Raw genomic sequence first — 21,429 nt, 5'->3', positions numbered from 1 at the left:
CCGGCGAAAAAGCGTTGGAGGTCGGACTGATCCTCACCGTGTTCACGATGCGCATCGCCGCGGCGATTGGGTTCTTACAGATGAAGCGGTGGGGTCATCAGTGGATGGTCGTCACCTGCTGGATGGGTGTGGTGATCTGGTCCTGCTATGTGTTCAACATGACGATGTTCGCCGATGTGCGCTACGCCGGTGTCGTATTCCCGGTCATCGGCTGGTGGCTCTACGACATCTTCTACATCACCCCGTTTCTCGCGATCCCGTACCTGCACACGGTTAACCGCGAAATCTTCTCCGACTGAACAGGTTTAAGGAGCATTGCCATGACTTCATCTTCTTTGCCGTCACCTACCGAGGAAAACGACCCGGCCAAAGATCCCGACGATCTCGAGCCGGGGACAACGCCGTACTACGCACGGATGCATAAATGGATCAAGCGGGCCGTCTTGGTGTGCCTGATCGCACTGGTCATCGAGGGTGCCTTCACGTTGCCGTTCATGGCGGTCTACTACGGTTACCCGACGCTGAGCCTCACCGAAATCTGCAGCGAGCTGCTGAAGATTCGATACTCCAACGACACGCTCGAGTGCCAGTACCCGTACCCGCCGTTGGGACCACCGGAGGGCACCGCCGGGAAGGCCACCGCCCAGGACGTCTGGGGAATTCAGCCGATACCCAAGTATCACCGCCTCGGGTTCCGCGAACTCGTCAGGATTCATAACGAACGGCTCGCTCGCCAGGCGGCCCAACAGCACGCGGTGCCGCACCCATGACACGAAAACTGCGTGTCATCCAATGGGGCACCGGCAACGTCGGCAAGCACGCGGTCGCGGCTGTGCACGAACACGCCGACCTCGAACTGGTAGGGGCGCTGGTCTACAGCGACGCCAAGGCCGGAAGGGATGTCGGCGAGATCGTCGGCATCGACCCGATCGGTGTCATCGCAACGAAAGACGTCGACGAGATCCTTGCACTGGACGCCGACTGTGTGCTCTACCACGCCCAGGGTGACTGGAATCCACCAGCCGCGCTTGACGACATCTGTCGGCTGCTGGCCTCGGGTAAGAACGTGGTGTCCACCGCGGTCACCGCGTGGATCTACCCACAGAGCACCGATGGGGACGTCGTCGAACGCCTCGAAGCGGCCTGCGCCGACGGGCAGAGTTCGTTTCACGGCACCGGTATCGAACCGGGCTGGGGCTCAGAAGTACTGCCACTGACCATGTCCGGACTGTTCCGCCGGATCGATTCGCTGGTGGTGCAGGAGCTGATGGACTACAGCACCTACGAACAGCCGTTCGTATTGTTCGACGTCATGGGCTTCGGTAAGCCGCCCGACGCGCGGGTGCCCATGGACGAACCCGCTATCGGCGCACTGTCGTTCAAGGCCCCGCTGATGCTGGTCGCCGAGGGACTCGGCGCCACGATCGAGGACTACGTCTGGCAGCGCCAGGTCGCCACGACCGATAAACCGATCGAGGTCAAGGCAGGCCGCGTAGAGGCCGGGACCGTATCGGCGGTGCGATTCGCCTACAGCGCCATCATCGAGGGGCGCCGGGCCCTGACCGTCGAGCACATCACCCGTCTCGGGCCAGACCAGGCTCCGCACTGGCCGAATGGGCGAGGCTGGAAAGTGACGGTCGAGGGCATTCCGTCGATGGTGCTCGAATCGCGGATCGCCGTCCACGACGAGGACGACACCGACCAGGCCTGTCTGGGCACCGCCATGCATGCCGTGCACGCGATCGCTCCGGTCTGTGCGGCGGCTCCGGGAATCCGTACCTTCCTCGATCTGCCCACCATCGTCGGCCGCGGCGTGCTCTCGACAGGACTGGCCCGTTGACGTATCGAGTCGTTCAGTGGACGACCGGCAACGTCGGCAAGAGTTCGGTACGGGCGATAGCCGCAAACCCGACACTGGAGCTCGTCGGATGCTATGCCTGGTCGCCGGAGAAGGTCGGGCACGATGTTGGCGAGCTGTGCGGGATCGATCCCCTCAATGTGAAGGCCACCAACGATGTTGAGGCCTTGCTGGCGCTCAAGCCGGACTGTGTGGTGTACAACCCGATGTTCGCCGACGTCGACGAGCTGGTCCGTATCCTCGGTGCGGGCATCAACGTGGTGGGCACCGCGGGATTCATCACCGGCCACTTCCTCGGTGCGGGGCGCGATCGCATCGCCCAAGCCTGCGAACAGGGCGGATCAACCATCTTCGGCAGTGGCATCAACCCCGGTTTCATCCAACTATTCGCCATCGTGTCGGCCGGGCTCTCGGACCGAGTAGACAAGGTGTCGATGCTGGAATCCGTTGATACCACTATCTACAACTCGCCCGAAACTGAAATACCCATGGGCTTCGGTTATCCCATCGATCAGCCAGATCTTCCGGCCATCACCGAGAAGGGCTCCGGCATCTTCCGGGACGGCGTGTTGCTGATCGCCGACGCTCTGGGTGCGGGGCTCGACGACGTGCGTTGCGAAGTCCAGTACGCCCAGACCACCGAGGATCTCCATCTTCCTGGCGAATGGACGATCGCGAAAGGCTGCGTCGCCGGCGTGGATGTCCGTTGGAAGGGGATTGTCGGTGAGCGAGAGGTCATCGAGATCCGTGGGCGCTGGCGCAAGGGTCAATCCCTGGATCCGGATTGGCCGCTGGACATGGGCTATACCATCGAGGTTCAAGGTCAACCGACAATCAAGACCACACTGAGCTTCCTTCCGCCGCCAGACTTCCAGGGCGAAACGTTGGACGACTACATCATGTTGGGTCTCACGATTACCGCCATGCCGGCGATCACCGCGATACCCGCCGTGGTCTCGGCTGCTCCCGGCATCGCCACCTACAACGACCTGCCGCTGCTACTTCCGCGCGGAGTCCTCCGTGCCAATGCCAATTAGCCGCAAATTGATAACTTTCGATAGGAATACGTCAATGACCCAGGAAATGACCACACCAGACTCATCCCCTCTGCTCCATCACGTCGTGTTCGCCGTGGCACCACATCGGCACGCTGATATGGCGAAGCTGTTCACCGACCTCGGATTCGGCTTCGAGGACCTCGAACTGACTGAGCTCGGCGTGCAGGTGTGCCTGGACTGGAATCGAGGCATCGAGCTGATCAGCCCGATTCCAGGGTCGACCGCGTCGGTGGCCGCTTCGGTGAATGAATTCCTCGAGCGTCACGGCGACGGGGTGTACACCGTGGTAATCCGGGTTCCGGCGGCCTCGGCGGCTGAAGCCGTCGCAGACCGCTACGGAGCGACAACGCGCTTCCGCCAGAACTTCGAGGGCGAGGGCACCTACCTCGACGAAGTCGACCTGTCGGTGCTCGGCCTTCCGCTGACATTTCTGTCCACCAATGTGCCGTGATCGCTGACGAGCCAACCGAAAGGAACAGACGGCATGGCCGAGGCTCATGACTCTCGGGGAATTCCCGAGCTCGACTTGACCGATCTGCCGATGTCCCTCGACCGGGGCGCCGGCTGGGCCAAATTGCGGGAAGCCGGTCCGGTGGTATTGAGTGACGGCTGGTACGCCCTGACTCGTCGGGCGGATGTACTTGCAGCGCTGCGCAATCCGAACGTGTTCTCGTCCAAGAAAGCATTCGAAGTGGTCGGCAGCCCACTACCGCTGGTGCCGGCAGCGTTTGATCCTCCGGAACACACCCGGTTTCGGAGGATTCTGCAGCCATTCTTCAGTCCGCATGCGCTCGCCGCGGTACTGCCGTCGATTCAGGCCCAAGCGATCGACATCATTGACTCGATTGCTGCACGCGACGAGTGCGAGGTGATGGCCGACTTGGCGACCCCGTACCCGTCGCAGGTCTTCCTGACGCTGTTCGGCCTGCCGCTGCAGGATAGGGAGCGACTCATAGCGTGGAAGGATGCCATCATCGAACTGAGTATTCCGAACGCCGCCGGCGAAACCCCTGATCTCACACCGGCGCTCGAGCTGTTCGCATACCTCACCGACGCCGTCGCCGAGCATCGCCAGAATCCGGGTAACGATGTCCTCTCTCAGGTGCTTGCAGGCGAGGACGCGCTCACCGACGAGGAAGCCCTCGGAATGGCCTTCTTCTTCGTTCTGGCGGGCCTGGACACGGTCACCTCGGCCATCGGGGCAGCAATCCTAGACTTGGCACGCCGTCCCGACGTGCGCGCTAGGCTTCGTGAAAAGCCAGAAGAAATTGGCGTTTTCGTCGAGGAGATCGTCCGACTGGAGTCGTCGGCTCCCGTCGTCCCACGGGTGACGACCGAGGATGTCACCGTTGCCGGGATCAGGCTGCCAGCGGGCTCTCGGGTGCGGCTGTGCCTCGGCGCGATCAACCGGGACGGTAGCGATGCGATATCCGGTGATGCCCTGGTGATGGATGGCAAGGTGCACAAGCACTGGGGCTTCGGTGGCGGTCCGCACCGTTGCGTAGGTTCGCATCTGGCTCGGATGGAAATGAACGTCGTCATAACCGAATGGCTAAGCCGCATTCCCGATTTCGAGCTTTCACACGGATACCGGCCCGAAATCAGGTGGCCATCCCCAACCTGCACATTGTCCCTGCTACCGCTGCGGATTACTCGCAAGGGCGACAAGGAGATTCGGTGACCGTCGACATTGAAATGCCCAACGTTTTCGACGCGGGTCTGCCGACGCTCAGCTATGACGTCACGGAAACTCCGCGTGAGGTCTATCCCCGGATTCGGGCAGCCCAGCAGCTGGCGCCGATCGCGATCGGTCCCTTGGGTCCGGAAGTCCTCAACTACGAACTCGCCAGAGCCGTTCTTCGGGACAATCGGTTCGTGATCCCGCCCGGTATCCACCTGACGGCTCAGGGTGTTACGTCGGGTCCGCTGTGGGACAGAGTCGTGGGCAGCATCATGTGCGCCGAAGGCGCAGAACACCATCGGCTGCGTAGCCTCGTATCGAAGGCATTCACGCCGCGCGCGACCGCGCGCCTGCACGACACGATCGGCAAAGTGGTCAACGAACTGGCCGATCGTGTTGCCGATGCGGGCGCCTGTGACGTCGTCGCGGACATTGCCCGGCCCTATCCGATCCCGATCATCTGCGCACTACTCGGTGTGCCCGATGCAGATTGGCAACAGTTTTCGCTATGGGCCGACGAGGTATTCAAGATGGTCAGCTTCGCTGTCAATCTCGTCGACGAAACGCCGGCCGTGCTGCGCGCGTGGGGCGAGCTGGACAGCTACGTCGATGATATGGTCGCCGGGCGACGACGCAGTCTGACTGACGATCTCCTCTCCGACCTCATCCGCGCCGAGGACCACGGTGACCGACTCAATGCCGACGAACTGCGAATGATGGTGGCCAGCTTGTTGGTAGCGGGAACGGATACCACCCGCAATCAGTTGGCTGCTTCCATGCAGGTCCTCTTCGATCACCCCGGCCAGTGGGCGATGCTGCGCGATCATCCCGAACTGGCAATGCCGGCGGTCGAGGAGAGCATGCGGCATTCACCGGCGGTGTGCAGCACGCTGCGTACCGTGAATGAAGACGCCGTGTTGGGCGGATACAACTTCCCCGCTGGGACCTTCATTTTCGTGAATACCTTCGCGGCCAACTGTGATCCCGCGGTTTATGACGATCCCGACCGCTTCGACATCACCCGCGATGAACCGCCTGCCATTCTGACCTTCGGCGGCGGCGTGCACTACTGCCTAGGGGCCAACCTAGCCAGGCTCGAACTTGCCGAAGCGCTCAAGATTCTTGCCGGGCGCTTGCCGAACCCTCGCCGGGTCGGCCCGGCAGAGTGGAAGCCGCTGCTGGGCATGAGCGGCCCGACGAGCCTGCACGTGGAGTTCGACACCGCATCTTTCTAGGAGGCGTTCGGACCTCGGTCGCTCGCCGGAAGCGACGACACGTCTTCGGGGTCAGCGTTGAGCACGTGGATCTCCCCTGTACTGCCGTCGACCTCGACGAGCGCTCCCGGCGGCAAAGACCGGGTGGCCCCCTGAACGTCCACCACACACGGGAACCCGAACTCGCGGGCCACCACGGCCGCGTGTGACATCGGACCACCCAGCTCGGTCACCACGGCCGCGGCGTAGCAGAAGGCGGCGGTGTAGCCGACGTCGGTGACCTCCGCGACGAGAATCTCGCCGGGTTGCAGATCGTCGATCGTCTCGGGTCGCACGATCCGCACCCGGCCGCGTACCCGGCCCCCACACACGCCGACTCCGCGCAGAATGCCCCCGGTGCCCAGCGCCGGCGACGACGCGATGGACGGCTGCCAGCTCCCGCTGAACACCGTAGGCGGAACGACACCGGCCAGCCTGCGCTGTTCGGCGCGCCGCCGGGCCACCAGCTTCGCGACGTCAATCGGGAGTCGGGCGGGTTCGTCGAGCTCATCGATCAGCAGATAGAACACGTCGTCGGCGCTGTCGAAGACGCCGGCTTCGGTTAGCCGGCGCCCGTACTCGCGCAGCAGGCCGCGCAGCAGCCAGATGGCGCGCACCATTTTGTCGCGGCGGACTTCGCGGTCGCGCAGTTGGCGGGCGGCCAGATACGCAACGGGCCTGGCCCGCAACGGAATCGCCGGGTGCCGGGGCCCAGAAATTGGAGCCGCGGGAGGCGCGCTGACCGCTCTGGCCACCATCCGGACCAGCAACTCGGGATCGTCGGCGTAGCTGGTCGACAGCATTTCGACCTCGGCCGGTCCGCGGTGACCGATGAGCGCCAGCTCGGACAGCACCGCGGCGTGAAACTGCGGCGCCCGGGCGGCCAGCACATCAAGGTGCTTGCCGGGTTCGGCCAGCAGGCGAGTCACGTTCGGGTCGCGCCGCGCGGCGCCCACCAGCCGCTGCACCGCCTCCACCGAACGCGCACTCACCAATTCGGGTCCGGCGGGCGGCGCGGTGTCTTTACCGCACAAGCCGCGCAACAACACGTTGAATGCCGCGCACAGCATGAACGAACCCGACGCCAGCACCCAGCCGTGCACCACATGGTCGCGTGCCAACAGCATCAGGCTGAGTAGTCGACGATCGTCGAGTTGGGTGAGGTCACCGCCGACAAGCCGCTCCAAACGATCCACATCGGCGATGAAGGCTTGGGTGTCTCCGGGCGAACCGGCGCTCAGGCCGACCAGGTTGACGCCGAATACCCCGATGTTGCGGAGGGTCCGCAGTTGCCTTCGGGCGCGGCCGGATTCCGACGGCGGGCGCTCCGCGCCGAAGATCGGCAGGGAGGCCATGCTGGGGCCGAAGAATCCGCTGTTGCTGACGATCGTCGCGGGCTTGGTGAACGGCACGGTCTCGGCCATGAAATGCGCCGACGTGATGGCACCGTAGAGCCGGTGCGCGAACACCGCGACGGTGCGCATGGCGATTTCACGCTGGATGATCCCGCCGGGCCGCAGCCGCTCCGCGATGGCCACGCCGCCGGCGCGCAGGCCACGCACGGTTGCCGACGCCGACGACGGTGAGAACGGGCCGGGCAGCGCCTCCGACAAATTGGTGGCCAGGTACGTCGGGAAGCGCGGGTCGATCGGCGTATCGAATTCGCCGTTATCTCCTTCCGGGCCAGCCAATCTCGGCACCACTCCATCATCGGAGGGTGCGTCGACGGCGGGCAGGTCCTGGATGTTGGCCAACCGCCAGGGCAGCGATATCACCCGCCTGCCCACGGCGACCCGGCCGCGCACCGCCAATGCGAAGTCTTCGACGCATTCGTCGGCGTTCCAGGCCGGTTGGAATCGCCAGTCATCGCGCAGCCGCGAGGTGTCCATCAGCGGCGCGTTCCGCACCAGCTCCAGCTCGGCCAACGGGGTCGGGCCGCGTCGCCGCCCCGCCCCAAGCCTGCCGCTCAGCGGCACGATCGGTCGTCCCACCGCGGCTGCGATCTGGCGAAATGTCGGTGCGCCCGGGGCGGCCAGATTGATCGGGCCGCCGCCGGTTTCGGTTTCGGTTTCGAAGATCGCGCGGACCAACAATCGAAGCGCGTCGTCGATGTGGATCACCTGCACGCGGCGATCGGCCGATCCATCGGGAAACGCCGGCAGCGCCAGCAGCCGGCGCACCCAATTGTCGACGCCGCGGCCGAGGATGAGCGCGCTGCGAATCGCGACCGATTCGACGTCGGAGGCCGCGAGCATTTCTTCGACGCGGGCCTTGTGCCGGCCCTCATCGGATGCCGGAGCCATCGCGTCGGACTCGGCCTTCGGACCGCCTCCCCCACCGTAGACGTGTGCCGAGGACGGGAAAACGATGCGCCGGGTGCCGGTCTCAGCCATCGCCTCGAGGACGTTGCGCGTGCCCCCGATGTTGACCTGCTCGCTGATCCGGTCGTCGGGACCGGGACTCTTTGCCCATGCGCAGTGCGCGACGACGTCCGCACCGGCGAGCGCGCGCTTGACCGCGGCGGTGTCGCGGATGTCTGCCGCGACGAAATCGGCCGCACTCGACCAGCTTTCGGGTCGATGGCGGGCGATGCCGACTACATCGTGGCCCTGGCCGAGCAATCGGGCGGCGAGCCCGCGGCCGAGTACGCCACCGGCCCCCGTGACCGCGATCCTCACTGACTAGCCCTACTCGTCGTCCATCAAGGCCACGTTGACCAGGGCGTCGAGGTCCATGTCCGCGATGTCCTTTTCCTTAGTGGCTGGGGTCGCCGCCTGACCGTCGACGTCGGCTTCATTTGCCAACGCGAGCAACAGCTCCAAAACTCCCGCCTGACGTAGGCGCTTGACCGGAATGGACCCCACAACCCGTTGGATTTCGGCCTCCCCGGGCGCGGCGGCCCGCGCGTGTTGATCGGAGGTGCCAACGAGTTCGCGGTGCATGTAACCGGCCAGCGCGGCCGAATTCGGGTAGTCGAAGATCAGCGTTGGCGAAAGGGCCAGTCCGGTCGCGGATTTAAGTCGGTTGCGCATCTCGACGGCAGTCAGCGAGTCGAAGCCCAACTCCTGGAACGCCCGGTCCGGATCGATGGCCTCCGGGCTCGAGTTGCCCAGCACCGTGGCGATGTTGGACCGCACCAAGTCCAGCAGAACCGCATGTTGCTCGTCTTCGGGCAGTCCTTCGAGGCGCTGCAGCAGAGCCGATTTCGATTTGGCGGCGGCCAGGGAGTCGTCAACCTGACGCCGGGTCGGTGCGTTGATCAAGTCGACGAACATCGGGGGCAACGTGCCCGCGTCGAACTTGACCCGGAGGGCGGCGAGGTCGATGTGGGCCGGCAACAAAAACGGCTCGTCGACAATCAACGCGGTGTCCATCAATTCCAGCGCCTGATCGGAGGACATCGCGACAATCCCGTCCCGGCCGAACCGGGCACGGTCGGCGGCGCCCAGCGCACCGGTCATGGCGCTGGCCTGATCCCACAGACCCCACGCCAGCGATATCGCCGGCAATCCCTGAGTCCGCCGGTGCACCGCCAACCCGTCGAGGAACGAGTTGGCCGCCGCGTAGTTGGCTTGGCCTGACGCTCCCGCCAACCCGGCCATCGACGAGAACATCACGAACGCAGACACATCGAGGTCACGGGTCAGCTCGTGCAGGTTCCACGCCGCATCGGCCTTGGCGCGCAACACCGCGTCTACACGGTCCGGCGTCAGCGACGAGATCACCGCGTCGTCGAGCACCCCGGCCGCGTGAATCACACCAGACAGCGGTCGCTGCACCGGGATATCGGCGAGCACCTTGGCCAGCGCCTCGCGGTCCGCCGCATCGCAGGCCACCACCTGGACCTGGGCGCCGGCTGCAGTCAGCTCGGTCATCAGCTCCGCGGCTCCTGGCGCATCCAGCCCGCGCCGACTCACCAGCACCAGGTTGCGCGCGCCGTGCCGGTTCACGACGTGGCGCGCCAACGCCGAACCCGCCATCCCGGTCGCACCCGTGATCAGCACCGTTCCGGCCACCCAGGCATCCGGCATGCTCATCACAACCTTGCCGACATGGCGGGCCTGGCTCAAATACCGCAACGCCGCCGGCGCGCGTCGCACGTCAAACCTGGTGACCGGCAACGCCTGCAAGACGTCGTCGGCGAACAGCGCCGCCAAGTCATCGAGCATCTGCCGAATGCGTTCCGGTCCGGCTTCGAAGAGATCGAAGGCGCGGTATCGGACGCCGGGGTGATCCCGCGCGACGATCTCGGGGTCGCGGATGTCGGTCTTGCCCATCTCCAAGAACACCCCGCCGGGAGCAACCAGCCGCAGCGAAGCATCCACGAAATCGCCGGACAGCGAGTCGAGCACCACATCCATGCCTCGCCCGCCGGTGACCGCCCGGAACTTGTCCTCAAACTCGCAACTGCGCGAATCAGAAATGTGATCGTCGTCAAAGCCCATGGCCCGCAACGTGTCCCACTTGCCACGGCTGGCCGTCGCGAACACTTCCAGACCGAAGTGCCGGGCCAACTGCACCGCGGCCATTCCCACCCCGCCGGCGGCGGCGTGCACCAGTACCCGCTGAGCGGGCTTGACACCCGCCAGGTCGACCAGCGCGTAAGACGCCGTGGCGAAGGCCACCGAAGCGGTCGCGGCGGCGGTGTGTGACCATCCGGCCGGCACCTTGACCAGCAAGCGCTGGTCGGTGGTCGCGATGGTCCCGGTCCCATCGGGGAACAGGCCCATGACGCGGTCGCCTACCGCGAAACGGCCATACCCCAAAGCGGTTTCGGGACCAGCTTCCAAGACAACGCCGGACGCCTCGATACCCATTACGGCGTCGGGGTCGGGATAGAGGCCCAACGCGATCATCACGTCGCGGAAGTTGGCGGCGATGGCCGACACGGCGACCCGCACCTGACCGGGACCCAGCGGCGCCTCGGCATCGGGGATCCGCTCCAACCGCAGATTCTCGATCGTGCCGTAACTGCTCATGCCCAGCCGCCATGGCCCGTCATCGGGTGGCACCAAGAGTCCGCCGACGGCGCGGCTGCCGTGCACCCGCGCGGTGTAGACCGTCTGATTCCGTAGCAACACCTGCGGTTCGGCAGTCGCCAAAACCGCTGCGATCGCGTCGGGATCCAACTGCGTGTCGGTGTCGACGAGCACGATTCGGCCGGGATGCTCGGTCTGTGCCGACCGCACCAGCCCCCACACCGCGGCGCCCGCCAAATCGGTGACGTCCTCCCCCGGCAACGCCATCGCGCCCCGGGTTGACACCACCAACGTTCCCGCCCCGTCGCGGGCCAACCACGACTGCAGCACCGGAAGCACCGCGCGGGTCGCCGCGTGGACCTCCGTCACGACGTCACCGGCCACCGGTGGCGATTCGAACAGCACCGCCGGGAGTTCGGCCTCGGTGTTGTCCAAATCCGGTGCTCCCCAGGCGGACACCGATACCGGCGGCGCTTCGGACGACGGCTGAGCGGACCAGATGACCTCGAAGAGCCTGTCCGGCCCGGAATTCGACACCGCGGCCAGCAGTTGCCGAGCGGTCACCGGCCGCGCCACCATCGACGAAACCGACAGCACCGGCAGGCCCAACCCGTCGGCCAACTCGATGGACACCGAGGACGGGCCCGTCGGTGCGATCCGCGCCCGCACCGCCGACGCGCCCGCGGCGTGCAACGACACGTGCTGCCAGGAGAAGGGCACCAGCACCGAGCCCTCGGCAAGTTCGCCGCCACTATCGGCGGTCAAGATCACCGCGTGCAACGCCGCATCGAGCACCGCGGGGTGGACGCCAAACCCGGCCACGGAAACCCCGGCATCCGCGGGCAGCGTCACCTCGGCGAACACTTCATCGCCGCGACGCCACATCGAGGTCAGGCCCCGGAACGCCGGCCCATATCCATACCCGCGTTCGGCCAACCGCTCATACCCGTCGGCGACATCCACCGGGACCGCACCCAGCGGCGGCCACGCCGACAGGTCCGCGCTGGGCTCTACCGATCCCGCGCTCAGCACGCCCTCGGCGTGCAACGACCAGCCGGACCCCGTTTCGGCCCGCGAGAACACCGACACCGCACGGACACCCGAATCGTCCGGGCCACCGACGACCACTTGTACTGCGACCGATCCCCCGGAGGGCCCAGCCGGCAAAACCAGCGGCGCCGCCAGATTCAACTCGTCGACGACTCCGCAGCCGACCTCGTCGCCGGCGCGAATCGCCAACTCCACAAACCCCGCTCCGGGGAACAGCACGACGCCACCGACAGCGTGGTCGGCCAACCAGCCCTGCGTGCTGGGCGACAACCGGCCTGTCAGCACCACCCCGCCCGAGGCCGGCAGCTCGACCACCGCGCCCAGCAACGCGTGCTCGCTGGCCGCCAGTCCCAAGCCGGCGGCATCGCTCGCGACACCATCGGCGGAGAGCCAAAACCGCCGTCGCTCAAAGGCATACGTGGGCAACTCCACGAAGTTGGCCTCGCCGAGCGCGGCGTGCCAGTTCACGTCCATACCGTTGACAAACCCTTGCGCGACGGCGCTGGCCAGGGTTGCCGGCTCGGGTCGGTCCTTGCGCAGCGCGGACATCGTGACCACGGGAACTTGCCCGTCAGTGGGTAGCGATTCTTCGATCGACACCGCCAGGCCACTGCTGGGCCCGACCTCGAGGAAACGGTTTGCGCCGGCCGAGTGCACGAAGCGGATGCTGTCGGAGAACCGCACCGCTTCGCGGATGTGGCGCTTCCAGTACGCCGCCGACGCGAAGTCGTCTCCCGCCAGCTGCCCGGTCACGTTCGACACGATCGGGATGCTGGACTGACCGATCGCGAGCCCCGCGGCGACCGTTCCGAATTCGTCGACCATCGGATCCATCAACGGGGAGTGGAAGGCGTGGGAGACGGCCAGTTGGTGGACTCGGCGGCCGTTGGCGCGAAGCTGATCTGTCACCGCGACCACACCGTTCTGGTCACCCGAAATCACCACGGAGGCCGGCCCGTTGACCGCCGCGATGCCGACCCTGGTCGTCAGCAGCGGCCGCACTTCGTCCTCGGTGGCCTGCACGGCGATCATCGCCCCGCCCGCCGGCAGGGCTTGCATGAAGCGGCCACGGGCCGCCACTAACACCGCGGCGTTTTCCAGCGACAGCACGCCGGCGACGTGGGCCGCCGACAACTCGCCGACCGAGTGGCCCATCACGAAGTCGGGCCGCACACCCCAGGATTCGAGCAGCCGGAACAAGGCAACTTCCACCGCGAACAGCGCGGGCTGCGCGAACTCCGTGGTGTTCAACAGGTTTTCGTCATGGCCCCACATCACCTCGCGCAGTGGGCGCAGCAGGTGTCGATCCAGTTCGCCCACGACGGTGTTGAACGCCTCGGCGAAAACCGGATATCCGGCGTGCAGACCCATTCCCATGCCCAGCGTTTGGGAGCCTTGACCGGGGAAGACGAAGACGGTCTTGCCGCCCGGCGTCGCCGTCCCGCGAATGACCGGTACGGCTTCGTCGGTGGCCAGCTCGTCCAGCCCGGCCAGCAAGCCGTCGCGGTCACTGCCGACGACGACGGCCCGATGCTCGAAGTTGGAACGGCCCGCCAACGACCACCCCACATCGGCGATCTCCAGCTCCGGATGGGCACGCACATGCTCGGCCAACCGCCCGGCCTGAGCCTCCAATGCGCCAGCCGATTTCGCTGAGATCACCCACGGCACCACCGACACCGTGGATCCGCCCGCTGCGCGTTGCCCGACCGGGACTGCCTCGACAATCACATGCGCGTTAGTGCCGCTGATGCCGAATGACGAGACCCCGGCCCTGCGAATACGACCATTCGCCGGCCACGACCGCGCCTCGGTCAGCAACGACACCGATCCCATCGACCAATCCACATGCGGGCTTGGCTCATCGACATGCAACGTCGCCGGCAACATCTCGTGGCGCATCGCCAGCACCATCTTGATCACCCCGGCGACACCGGCGGCGGCCTGCGTGTGACCCATGTTGGACTTGATCGACCCCAACCACAGCGGCTCTCCAAGCTCACCCCGTTGTTGCCCGTAGGTCGCCAGCAATGCCTGGGCCTCAATCGGATCGCCCAATGTGGTCCCGGTTCCGTGGCCCTCGACCGCATCCACCTCGGACGCCGACAACCCGGCATTGGCCAGCGCAGCGCGCACCACCCGCTGCTGCGACGGACCATTGGGCGCGGTCAACCCGTTGGATGCGCCGTCCTGGTTGATCGCCGAACCCCGCACCACCGCCAGCATCGGATGCCCGAGCCGCTGCGCGTCCGACAACCGCTCCACCACGAGCATGCCGCCGCCTTCGGAGAATCCGGTGCCGTCCGCCGCGCCGGCGAACGCCTTGCAGCGGCCATCGGCCGACAACCCGCGCATGCGGCTGAATTCCACGAAGATGTCGGGCGTGGCATTGACCGTGACGCCGCCGGCCAGCGCGAGATCGCATTCACCGGAGCGCAGCGACTGCACCGCCATGTGCAACGCCACCAACGACGACGAACACGCCGTGTCCACCGACACCGCCGGGCCCTCCAACCCCAGCACATACGACACCCGCCCCGACGCGACGCTGCACGACTGACCGGTCAGCCGGAACCCTTCCGCGGCCGGCACGGCGCCCATTCCGTAGCCCTGGGTGTACACCCCGGCGAACACACCGGTGGCGCTGCCCCGCAATCCGCCGGGTTCAATTCCCGCGCGCTCCAGGGCTTCCCAGGACAGTTCGAGGAACATGCGCTGCTGGGGGTCCATGGCCAGCGCCTCGCTCGGCGTGACGCCGAAGAAGGCGGGGTCGAAGTCGGCGACGCCCTCCACGAAGCCACCGGTGCGAGTGTTGCACGTACCCGCGACATCGGGGTCCGGGTTGTACAGCCCCGCCAGGTTCCAACCGCGGTCGCTGGGGAATTCGGCGAGCACGTCGCGACCCTCGATCAGCATGTCCCAAAGATCGTCGGGCGAATTCACCCCGCCCGGATAGCGGCAGGACATGCCGACGATCGCGATCTCATCGTCGTAGGTGGCACGAACGACCGGGGCGTGCCCGATCTCTTGTGGCACTCCGGCGAGTTCGGTGCGGATGTAGCCGGCCAAGCCGTTGGGTGTGGGGTAGTCGAAGATGAGTGTGGGCGAAAGTGACAGTCCGGTAGCGGTTTTCAGCCGATTACGCATTTCGACCGCCGTCAGCGAGTCAAAGCCCAACTCCTGGAACGCCTTGTCCGGGTCGATCGCCTCGGCGGTGGTGTTCCCCAGCACGGTGGCGATGTGCGAGCCCACCAGGCCCAGCAGCACGGCGTGCTGCTCGGCTTCGGGCAGCCCGTGCAGGCGATGCGCGAGCGCCGATTTCGATTTCGCCGCCGCCAGCGAGTCGTCGACCCGGCGCCGGGTCGGCGCGTTGAGCAGGTCGGTGAACATCGGCGGTACCGCGTTCGCATGGGCGCGCAGGGCGCCGAGATCGATGCGGGCCGGCGCCAGGAACGGTTCGTCGACGATCAAAGCGGTGTCGAACAATTCCATCGCCTCGGCCGAGGACAACGCCAAAATCCCGTCGCGGCCCAGCCGGGCGAGGTCGGCGGCGTCGAGTCCGCCGGTCATCGCGCTGGCTTGCGCCCACAGTCCCCACGCCAGCGAGATCGCGGGCAGCCCGTGCGCCCGCCGATGCGCAGCCAGCCCATCGAGGAACGAGTTGGCCGCCCCGTAGTTGCCTTGGCCCGAGGATCCCACCAGCCCGGCCATCGAGGAAAACATCACGAACGCCGACAGCTCCAGATCACGGGTCAACTCGTGCAGATTCCACGCCGCGTCCACCTTGGCCCGCAGTACCGCGTCCATCCGCTCGGGCGTCAGTGAGGTGACCATCGCGTCGTCAAGCACGCCGGCCGCGTGAATGACGCCCGAGAGCGGCCGTTGCGACGAGATGTCCGCAATCACCTCCGCCAGCGCCGCTCGGTCGGCCGCGTCACACGCGACGACTCGCACCCGAGCTCCGGCCCCCTCCAACTCGGCGCTCAATTCGGCAGACCCGGGCGCGTCCGGACCGCGCCGGCTCAGCAGCACCAGGTCCCGAACCCCGTGGTGGGCCACCAGGTGACGAGCCAGCGTCGACCCCGCCATGCCGGTCCCGCCGGTGACCAGCACGGTGCCCGCACCCAGCCCACCACCCGGCGCAAAAGGCAAAGTCATGACCACCTTGCCGATGTGGCGAGCCTGACTCAGGTACCGCAACGCCGCACGAGCGCGTCGCACGTCAAACGTGGTCACCGGCAACGGCTTCAGCACTCCGTCATCGAAAAGTTCGGCGAGCTCGAGCATCCACTGATGCATCCGGGGACGTCCGGGCTCGAACAGGTCGAAGGCCCGGTAGCGAACACCCGGGTACTCCTGGGCGACCACACCCGGGTCGCGGATGTCGGTCTTGCCCATCTCCAAGAACACACCGCCGGGGGCGACCAGCCGTAGTGAGGCATCGACGAATTCACCGGCCAGCGAGTCCAGCACCACATCCATGCCGCGGCCGCCGGTGACCGCGCGGAACTTGTCCTCAAACTCGCAACTGCGTGAATCCGCTATGTGGTCGTCGTCAAAGCCCATGGCCCGCAGAGTGTCCCACTTGCCACGGCTGGCGGTCCCGAACACCTCGAGGCCCAGATGCCGGGCCAACTGGACCGCCGCCATCCCCACGCCACCGGCGGCTGCATGCACCAACACCCGCTGTCCCGGTTTGACATCGGCCAGGTGGATGAACGCCATGTACGCGGTGGTGAAAACGGCCGATATGGCGGCGGCTTCGGCGTAGGACCAGTCGCTTGGTTTCCGCAGCAGCAGGCGGACATCGCCGGCGACCAGCGTGCCGCTGCCGTCGGGGAAGAATCCGTACACCGAATCACCGACCGCGAACTCGGTGACACCGGGGCCGACCTCGACCACCACGCCGGCGCCTTCACCACCGAGCAGAGCGTCGTGGGTGAACATGCCCAGTGTGATCATGACGTCGCGGAAGTTCGCGGCGATCGCGCGAAGAGCCACCCGAACCTGACCCGGCTCCAGCGGCGCATCGGCGTTGGGAACCGGCTCCAGTCGCAAGTTTTCGAACGTGCCCGCGGTGCTGATGCCCAGCCGCCAGGGCCCGTCGCCGGGGGGAGTCATGATGCCGTCGACTGCGCTGCTGCCATGCACCCGTGCCGTGTAGACCTTGCCGGCGCGCAACAACACCTGAGGCTCACCGACCGCGAGAACGGTGGCAATCGCGCTATCATCAAGGGACGCATCGGAATCCACGAGCACGATCCGGCCGGGATGCTCGGTCTGCGCCGACCGCACCAGCCCCCACACCGCCGCGCCGGCTAAGTCGGTGACGTCCTCCCCCGCCAACCCCATCGCCGCCCGCGTCGCCACGACCAGCACTCCCGAGTCATGTTCGGTCAGCCAACATTGCAGGGCAGCCAGCACTTCACGCGTGCGCTGGTAGGTTTCCGCCACCGGATCTTGGCCAGTGGCAGGTGATTCGATCAGCCGGTGGGATGGCGGCGGATTGACACCGGCCGCACGGGTCGTCGTCGCCGGTGACCAAACGAGCTCGAAGAGCCGGTCCGGGCCCGCGCCCGAAATTGCCGCACGCAGCTGCTGCTCGCTCACCGGACGGGCCACCATCGCGCCCACCGACAGCACCGGCAATCCCAACCCGTCGGCGAGTTCGATCGAGACGGCTGAAGTTCCAGTGGGGCCGGCCGGCGCGATTCGCGCCCTTACCGCCGATGCACCGGCGGCGTGCAAAGACACGCCCTGCCAGGAGAACGGCAACATCAGTCCGGCACCGGTTTGGTTGGCCATCACCACCGCGTGCATCGCCGCGTCAAGCAACGCCGGGTGCACGCCGAACCCGGTGACGCCGCCGGCGGCGTCGGGCAGGCGCGCCTCGGCGAACACCTCGTCGCCGCGCGCCCAGGTCGCGGTCAACCCTTGGAAGGCCGGGCCGTAGCCGTAGCCGCGCTCCGCCAACCGCTGGTAGGCGTCGGCCGTGTCCACCGCGACCGCGCCCGCCGGCGGCCACGCCGTCAGATCCGCGCCCGGCTCGACCGATCCGGTTCTCAGCGTTCCCTCCGCGTGGCACACCCAGCCGGAGCCGGCATCGGGGCGCGAAAAAATCGACACGTTGCGCTGACCGGATTCTTCGGCGGGACCCACCACTACTTGGACGGCAACCGAGCCCGATCGAGAATCCTTGCCCGGCAACATCAACGGCGCTTGTAGCGTCAGCTCGTCGACCGTCGAACAACCGACTTCGTCGCCGGCGCGGATCGCCAACTCGACAAATCCGGCGCCGGGGAATACCACCGCACCGGACACGGCGTGATCGGCCAGCCAGCCTTGCAAACTCGGCGACAGCCGGCCCGTCAGCATGACCCCGCCCGACGCCGGCAGCTCGACGACCGCCCCCAGCAACGGGTGTTCGCTGGCTCCCAGCCCCAAGCCGGTGGCGTCGGCTGCCATGCCTTCGCCGGACAGCCAAAACCTGCGCCGGTCAAAGGCATACGTCGGCAGCTCGACAAACCCCGCACCACCCAGTACCCCGCGCCAATCCACACTCACTCCCGCGACGAACGCGGTGGCGGCCGACGTCAGGAACCGCTCCAGTCCGCCGTCATCGCGGCCCAGGGTGGGAATGGCGGTGGCCTCAGGGGCCTCGATGTCGCCGGCAGTGCCGGTCGCGCAGTGGTTGGCGGTGTCTTCGATCCCGGCGATCAACGCGGGATGCGGACTGGATTCGATGAATGTCCGGTATCCGTGGTCACACGCGTTTCGCACCGCCTGGTCCAACTGGACGGTCTGGCGGATATTGCGATACCAGTATTCGGCATCCAATCCCGCCGTGTCCAAACGGCTTCCGGTCACGGTCGAAAAGAAGGCGGTGCGCGAGGATCGCGGCTCGATACCGGCCAGAACCTCGGCGAGCTCCCCGCGAATGGCCTCCACCTCAACCGAATGGGAGGCATAGTCCACGTCGATCCGCCGGGTTCGCAGGTCGAGGTCGGCGCAGAAGCCGATGAGCTCCTCCAGTGCGATCACGTCACCGGACACCACGACAGCCGACCGGCCGTTGACGGCGGCGATGCTGACTCGATTACCGTAGGGCGCCAACAACTCCCGGGCCCGCTCGGTGCTGCACGCGATCGACAACATCCCCCCTGGGCCGGCCAGTGACCTCAGCAACTTGCTGCGCAGCGTCACCACCTTTGCCGCATCGCGTAGCGACAGCGCGCCGGCGACGTACGCCGCGGCGATTTCACCTTGCGAGTGGCCGATAACGGCGTCCGGGGTTACGCCAACCGACTTCCACAGTTCGGCCAGCGACACCATCACCGCGAACAGCACCGGCTGCACCACGTCGACGCGATCCATGCCCGGAGCGCCCGGCGCGCCGCGCAGCACGTCGATCAGCGACCAGTCGACGAATTCCGAGAACGCCTCCGCGCACGCCTCGATCTGTTGCGCGAATACCGGCGCGGTATCCAGCAATTCGATGCCCATGCCCGGCCATTGGGAGCCTTGACCGGGGAAGACGAAAACGATCTTGCCCGCGGGGGTGGCGGTGCCCCGAATCACCGAAACGATTGCGTCGGTGACCAGCTCGTCCAGCCCGGCCAGCAACCGGTCCCGATCACCCCCGACAACGACGGCCCGATGCTCGAAAGTCGACCGGCCCGCCAACGACCACGCCACATCAGGAGCATCCAGCTCAGGATGGGCACGCACATGCTCGGCCAACCGCCCGGCTTGAGCCTCTAATGCGCCCGCCGACTTCGCTGAGATCACCCACGGCACCACCGGCACCGTGGATCCGCCCGCAGCGCGTTGCTCGGCCGGGGTTGACTCGACGATCACATGCGCATTGGTGCCGCTGATCCCAAACGACGACACCCCCGCTCGACGCGGCCGAGCGTCGGCCGGCCAGGGCCGCGCCTCGGTCAGAAGTGACACCGATCCCGCCGACCAATCCACATGCGGGCTGGGCACATCGACATGCAATGTCGCCGGCAGCGTCTCGTGGCGCATCGCCTGCACCATCTTGATCACACCGGCGACACCGGCGGCGGCCTGCGTGTGACCCATGTTCGACTTGATCGACCCCAGCCATAGCGGCTCGGCCCGGTCCTGTCCGTAGGTCGCCAACAAGGCCTGGGCCTCAATCGGATCGCCCAACGTGGTACCCGTGCCGTGGCCTTCCACCGCATCGACCTCGGCCGCCGACAGCCCGGCGTTGGACAACGCCGCGCGTACCACCCGCTGCTGAGAGGGACCGTTGGGCGCGGTCAACCCATTCGACGCCCCATCCTGATTAACCGCCGAACCCCGCACCAGCGCCAACACCGGATGACCCAACCGCTGCGCGTCCGACAACCGCTCCACGACCAGCACGGCCCCGCCCTCGGACCAGCCGACCCCGTCGGAGGCCCCGGCGTAGGCCTTGCACCGGCCGTCCGGGGCCAGCCCGCGGTGCCGGCTGAACTCCACGAAGACCGTCGGCGTGGCGTTGACGGTCGCGCCGCCGGCCAGCGCCAGGTCGCACTCGCCGGAGCGCAGCGACTGCACCGCCATGTGCAACGCCACCAGCGACGACGAACACGCCGTATCCACCGAAACCGCCGGGCCCTCCAGCCCCAGCACATACGACACGCGGCCCGACGCGACGCTGGACGTCATTCCGGTCAGCCGATAACCCTCGATCTCCTCGGCCAACATGCCGTAGCCCTGGACGATGAGTCCGGCGAACACCCCGGTAGCACTGCCGCGCAGCCCGCCGGGATCAATCCCGGCCCGCTCCAACGCCTCCCACGACAACTCCAGCAACATCCGGTGCTGGGGATCCATCGCCAGCGCCTCACTCGGCGCGATGCCAAAGAAAGCCGGGTCGAAGTCGGCGACACCATCGACGAAACCACCGGTGCGCACGTAGCACTTGTGGCGCGCGTCGGGATCCGGGTCGAACAGGCCCGCCAGGTCCCACCCGCGATCGGCGGGAAACTCCGATATCACATCGCGGCCGTTGGCCACCATTTGCCAGAGGGCCTCCGGGGTGTCCACCCCGCCGGGGAACCGGCATGACATACCGACGATCGCGATCGGCTCACTCGACCGGTCCAGCAACGCACGGTTGGTGCGCTTCAGGCGCTCAACCTGGACCAGCGCTTTGCGCAGCGCTTCGGTTGCATGCTGGAGTTGATCCGCCATCACTGCCCCTCGCCTAACCCTCACCCAAATTTTGGCCGTCTTTAACCGCAGGATGCGGCTGTCGCCGAGTCACGGGAAGCGACGTCTGCGATTTTTCGACCAGCGCCGATTTTTCGACCAGCGCCGATTTTTCGACCAGCGTGGTGCTGCTCTCCGGCCCAAGAATGTCGTTGGTGAGTATGGCTAACTCCGGCAGGATTTCAAAAACGTCCGATACTCCCGACTTGCCGAAGGGGAACGGCTTCGCCCGTGCATGGGGAGGCGCCCCTGCGCGCCGACACGCCCGGTGCACTCCGGATGTCCGGTTCAGCTGGATACACCTGGCGCGCCGTCCATGGCGCGACTG

General features: G+C 66.6%; 8 protein-coding genes and 1 pseudogene. 7 read left to right on the top strand and 2 right to left on the bottom strand.

The window, feature by feature from the left end; translation table 11 throughout:
- From ACLP4W_RS30590 to ACLP4W_RS30560, 7 genes and pseudogenes are all read left to right on the top strand, one after another.
- Positions 1 to 299 (top strand): annotated as a pseudogene (locus tag ACLP4W_RS30590) (hypothetical protein); the annotation flags it as partial.
- Positions 300 to 320: 21 nt separating this feature from the next.
- On the top strand, positions 321 to 770 hold the full coding sequence (locus ACLP4W_RS30585) for a hypothetical protein (protein WP_442391416.1): 450 nt from the start codon (positions 321 to 323) through the stop codon (positions 768 to 770).
- A complete protein-coding gene (locus ACLP4W_RS30580; protein WP_442391414.1) occupies positions 767 to 1,840 on the top strand; it encodes an NAD(P)H-dependent amine dehydrogenase family protein in 1,074 nt (357 codons plus the stop codon). Before ACLP4W_RS30585 ends, ACLP4W_RS30580 begins: the two co-directional genes overlap by 4 nt.
- Positions 1,837 to 2,895, top strand: coding sequence for an NAD(P)H-dependent amine dehydrogenase family protein (locus ACLP4W_RS30575; RefSeq protein ID WP_442391412.1), 1,059 nt, complete (start codon positions 1,837 to 1,839; stop codon positions 2,893 to 2,895). The genes ACLP4W_RS30580 and ACLP4W_RS30575 overlap by 4 nt, the downstream gene beginning before the upstream one ends.
- 34 nt (positions 2,896 to 2,929) lie before the next feature.
- Positions 2,930 to 3,367, top strand: coding sequence for a hypothetical protein (locus ACLP4W_RS30570; RefSeq protein WP_442391410.1), 438 nt, complete (start codon positions 2,930 to 2,932; stop codon positions 3,365 to 3,367).
- A 33-nt stretch (positions 3,368 to 3,400) separates the two neighbouring features.
- A complete protein-coding gene (locus tag ACLP4W_RS30565) occupies positions 3,401 to 4,597 on the top strand; it encodes a cytochrome P450 (protein ID WP_442391408.1) in 1,197 nt (398 codons plus the stop codon).
- A complete protein-coding gene (locus tag ACLP4W_RS30560; protein WP_442391405.1) occupies positions 4,594 to 5,832 on the top strand; it encodes a cytochrome P450 in 1,239 nt (412 codons plus the stop codon). Before ACLP4W_RS30565 ends, ACLP4W_RS30560 begins: the two co-directional genes overlap by 4 nt.
- Here ACLP4W_RS30560 and ACLP4W_RS30555 read toward each other — a convergent pair.
- Complete coding sequence (locus tag ACLP4W_RS30555) at positions 5,829 to 8,528, bottom strand: sugar epimerase family protein (protein ID WP_442391403.1); 2,700 nt, start codon at positions 8,526 to 8,528, stop codon at positions 5,829 to 5,831. The two genes, ACLP4W_RS30560 and ACLP4W_RS30555, sit on opposite strands and share 4 nt — an antisense overlap.
- A gap of 9 nt (positions 8,529 to 8,537) precedes the next feature.
- On the bottom strand, positions 8,538 to 21,083 hold the full coding sequence (locus ACLP4W_RS30550) for a type I polyketide synthase (protein WP_442391401.1): 12,546 nt from the start codon (positions 21,081 to 21,083) through the stop codon (positions 8,538 to 8,540).
- Between the last annotated feature and the right edge of the window lie 346 nt (positions 21,084 to 21,429).

Origin of the sequence: Mycobacterium sp. (genome assembly GCF_052145595.1) — a bacterium.
Taxonomy (GTDB): Bacteria; Actinomycetota; Actinomycetes; order Mycobacteriales; family Mycobacteriaceae; genus Mycobacterium.
Note: the sequence above shows the minus strand (reverse complement) of the source record. Positions and strands in the feature narration are given on the sequence as shown.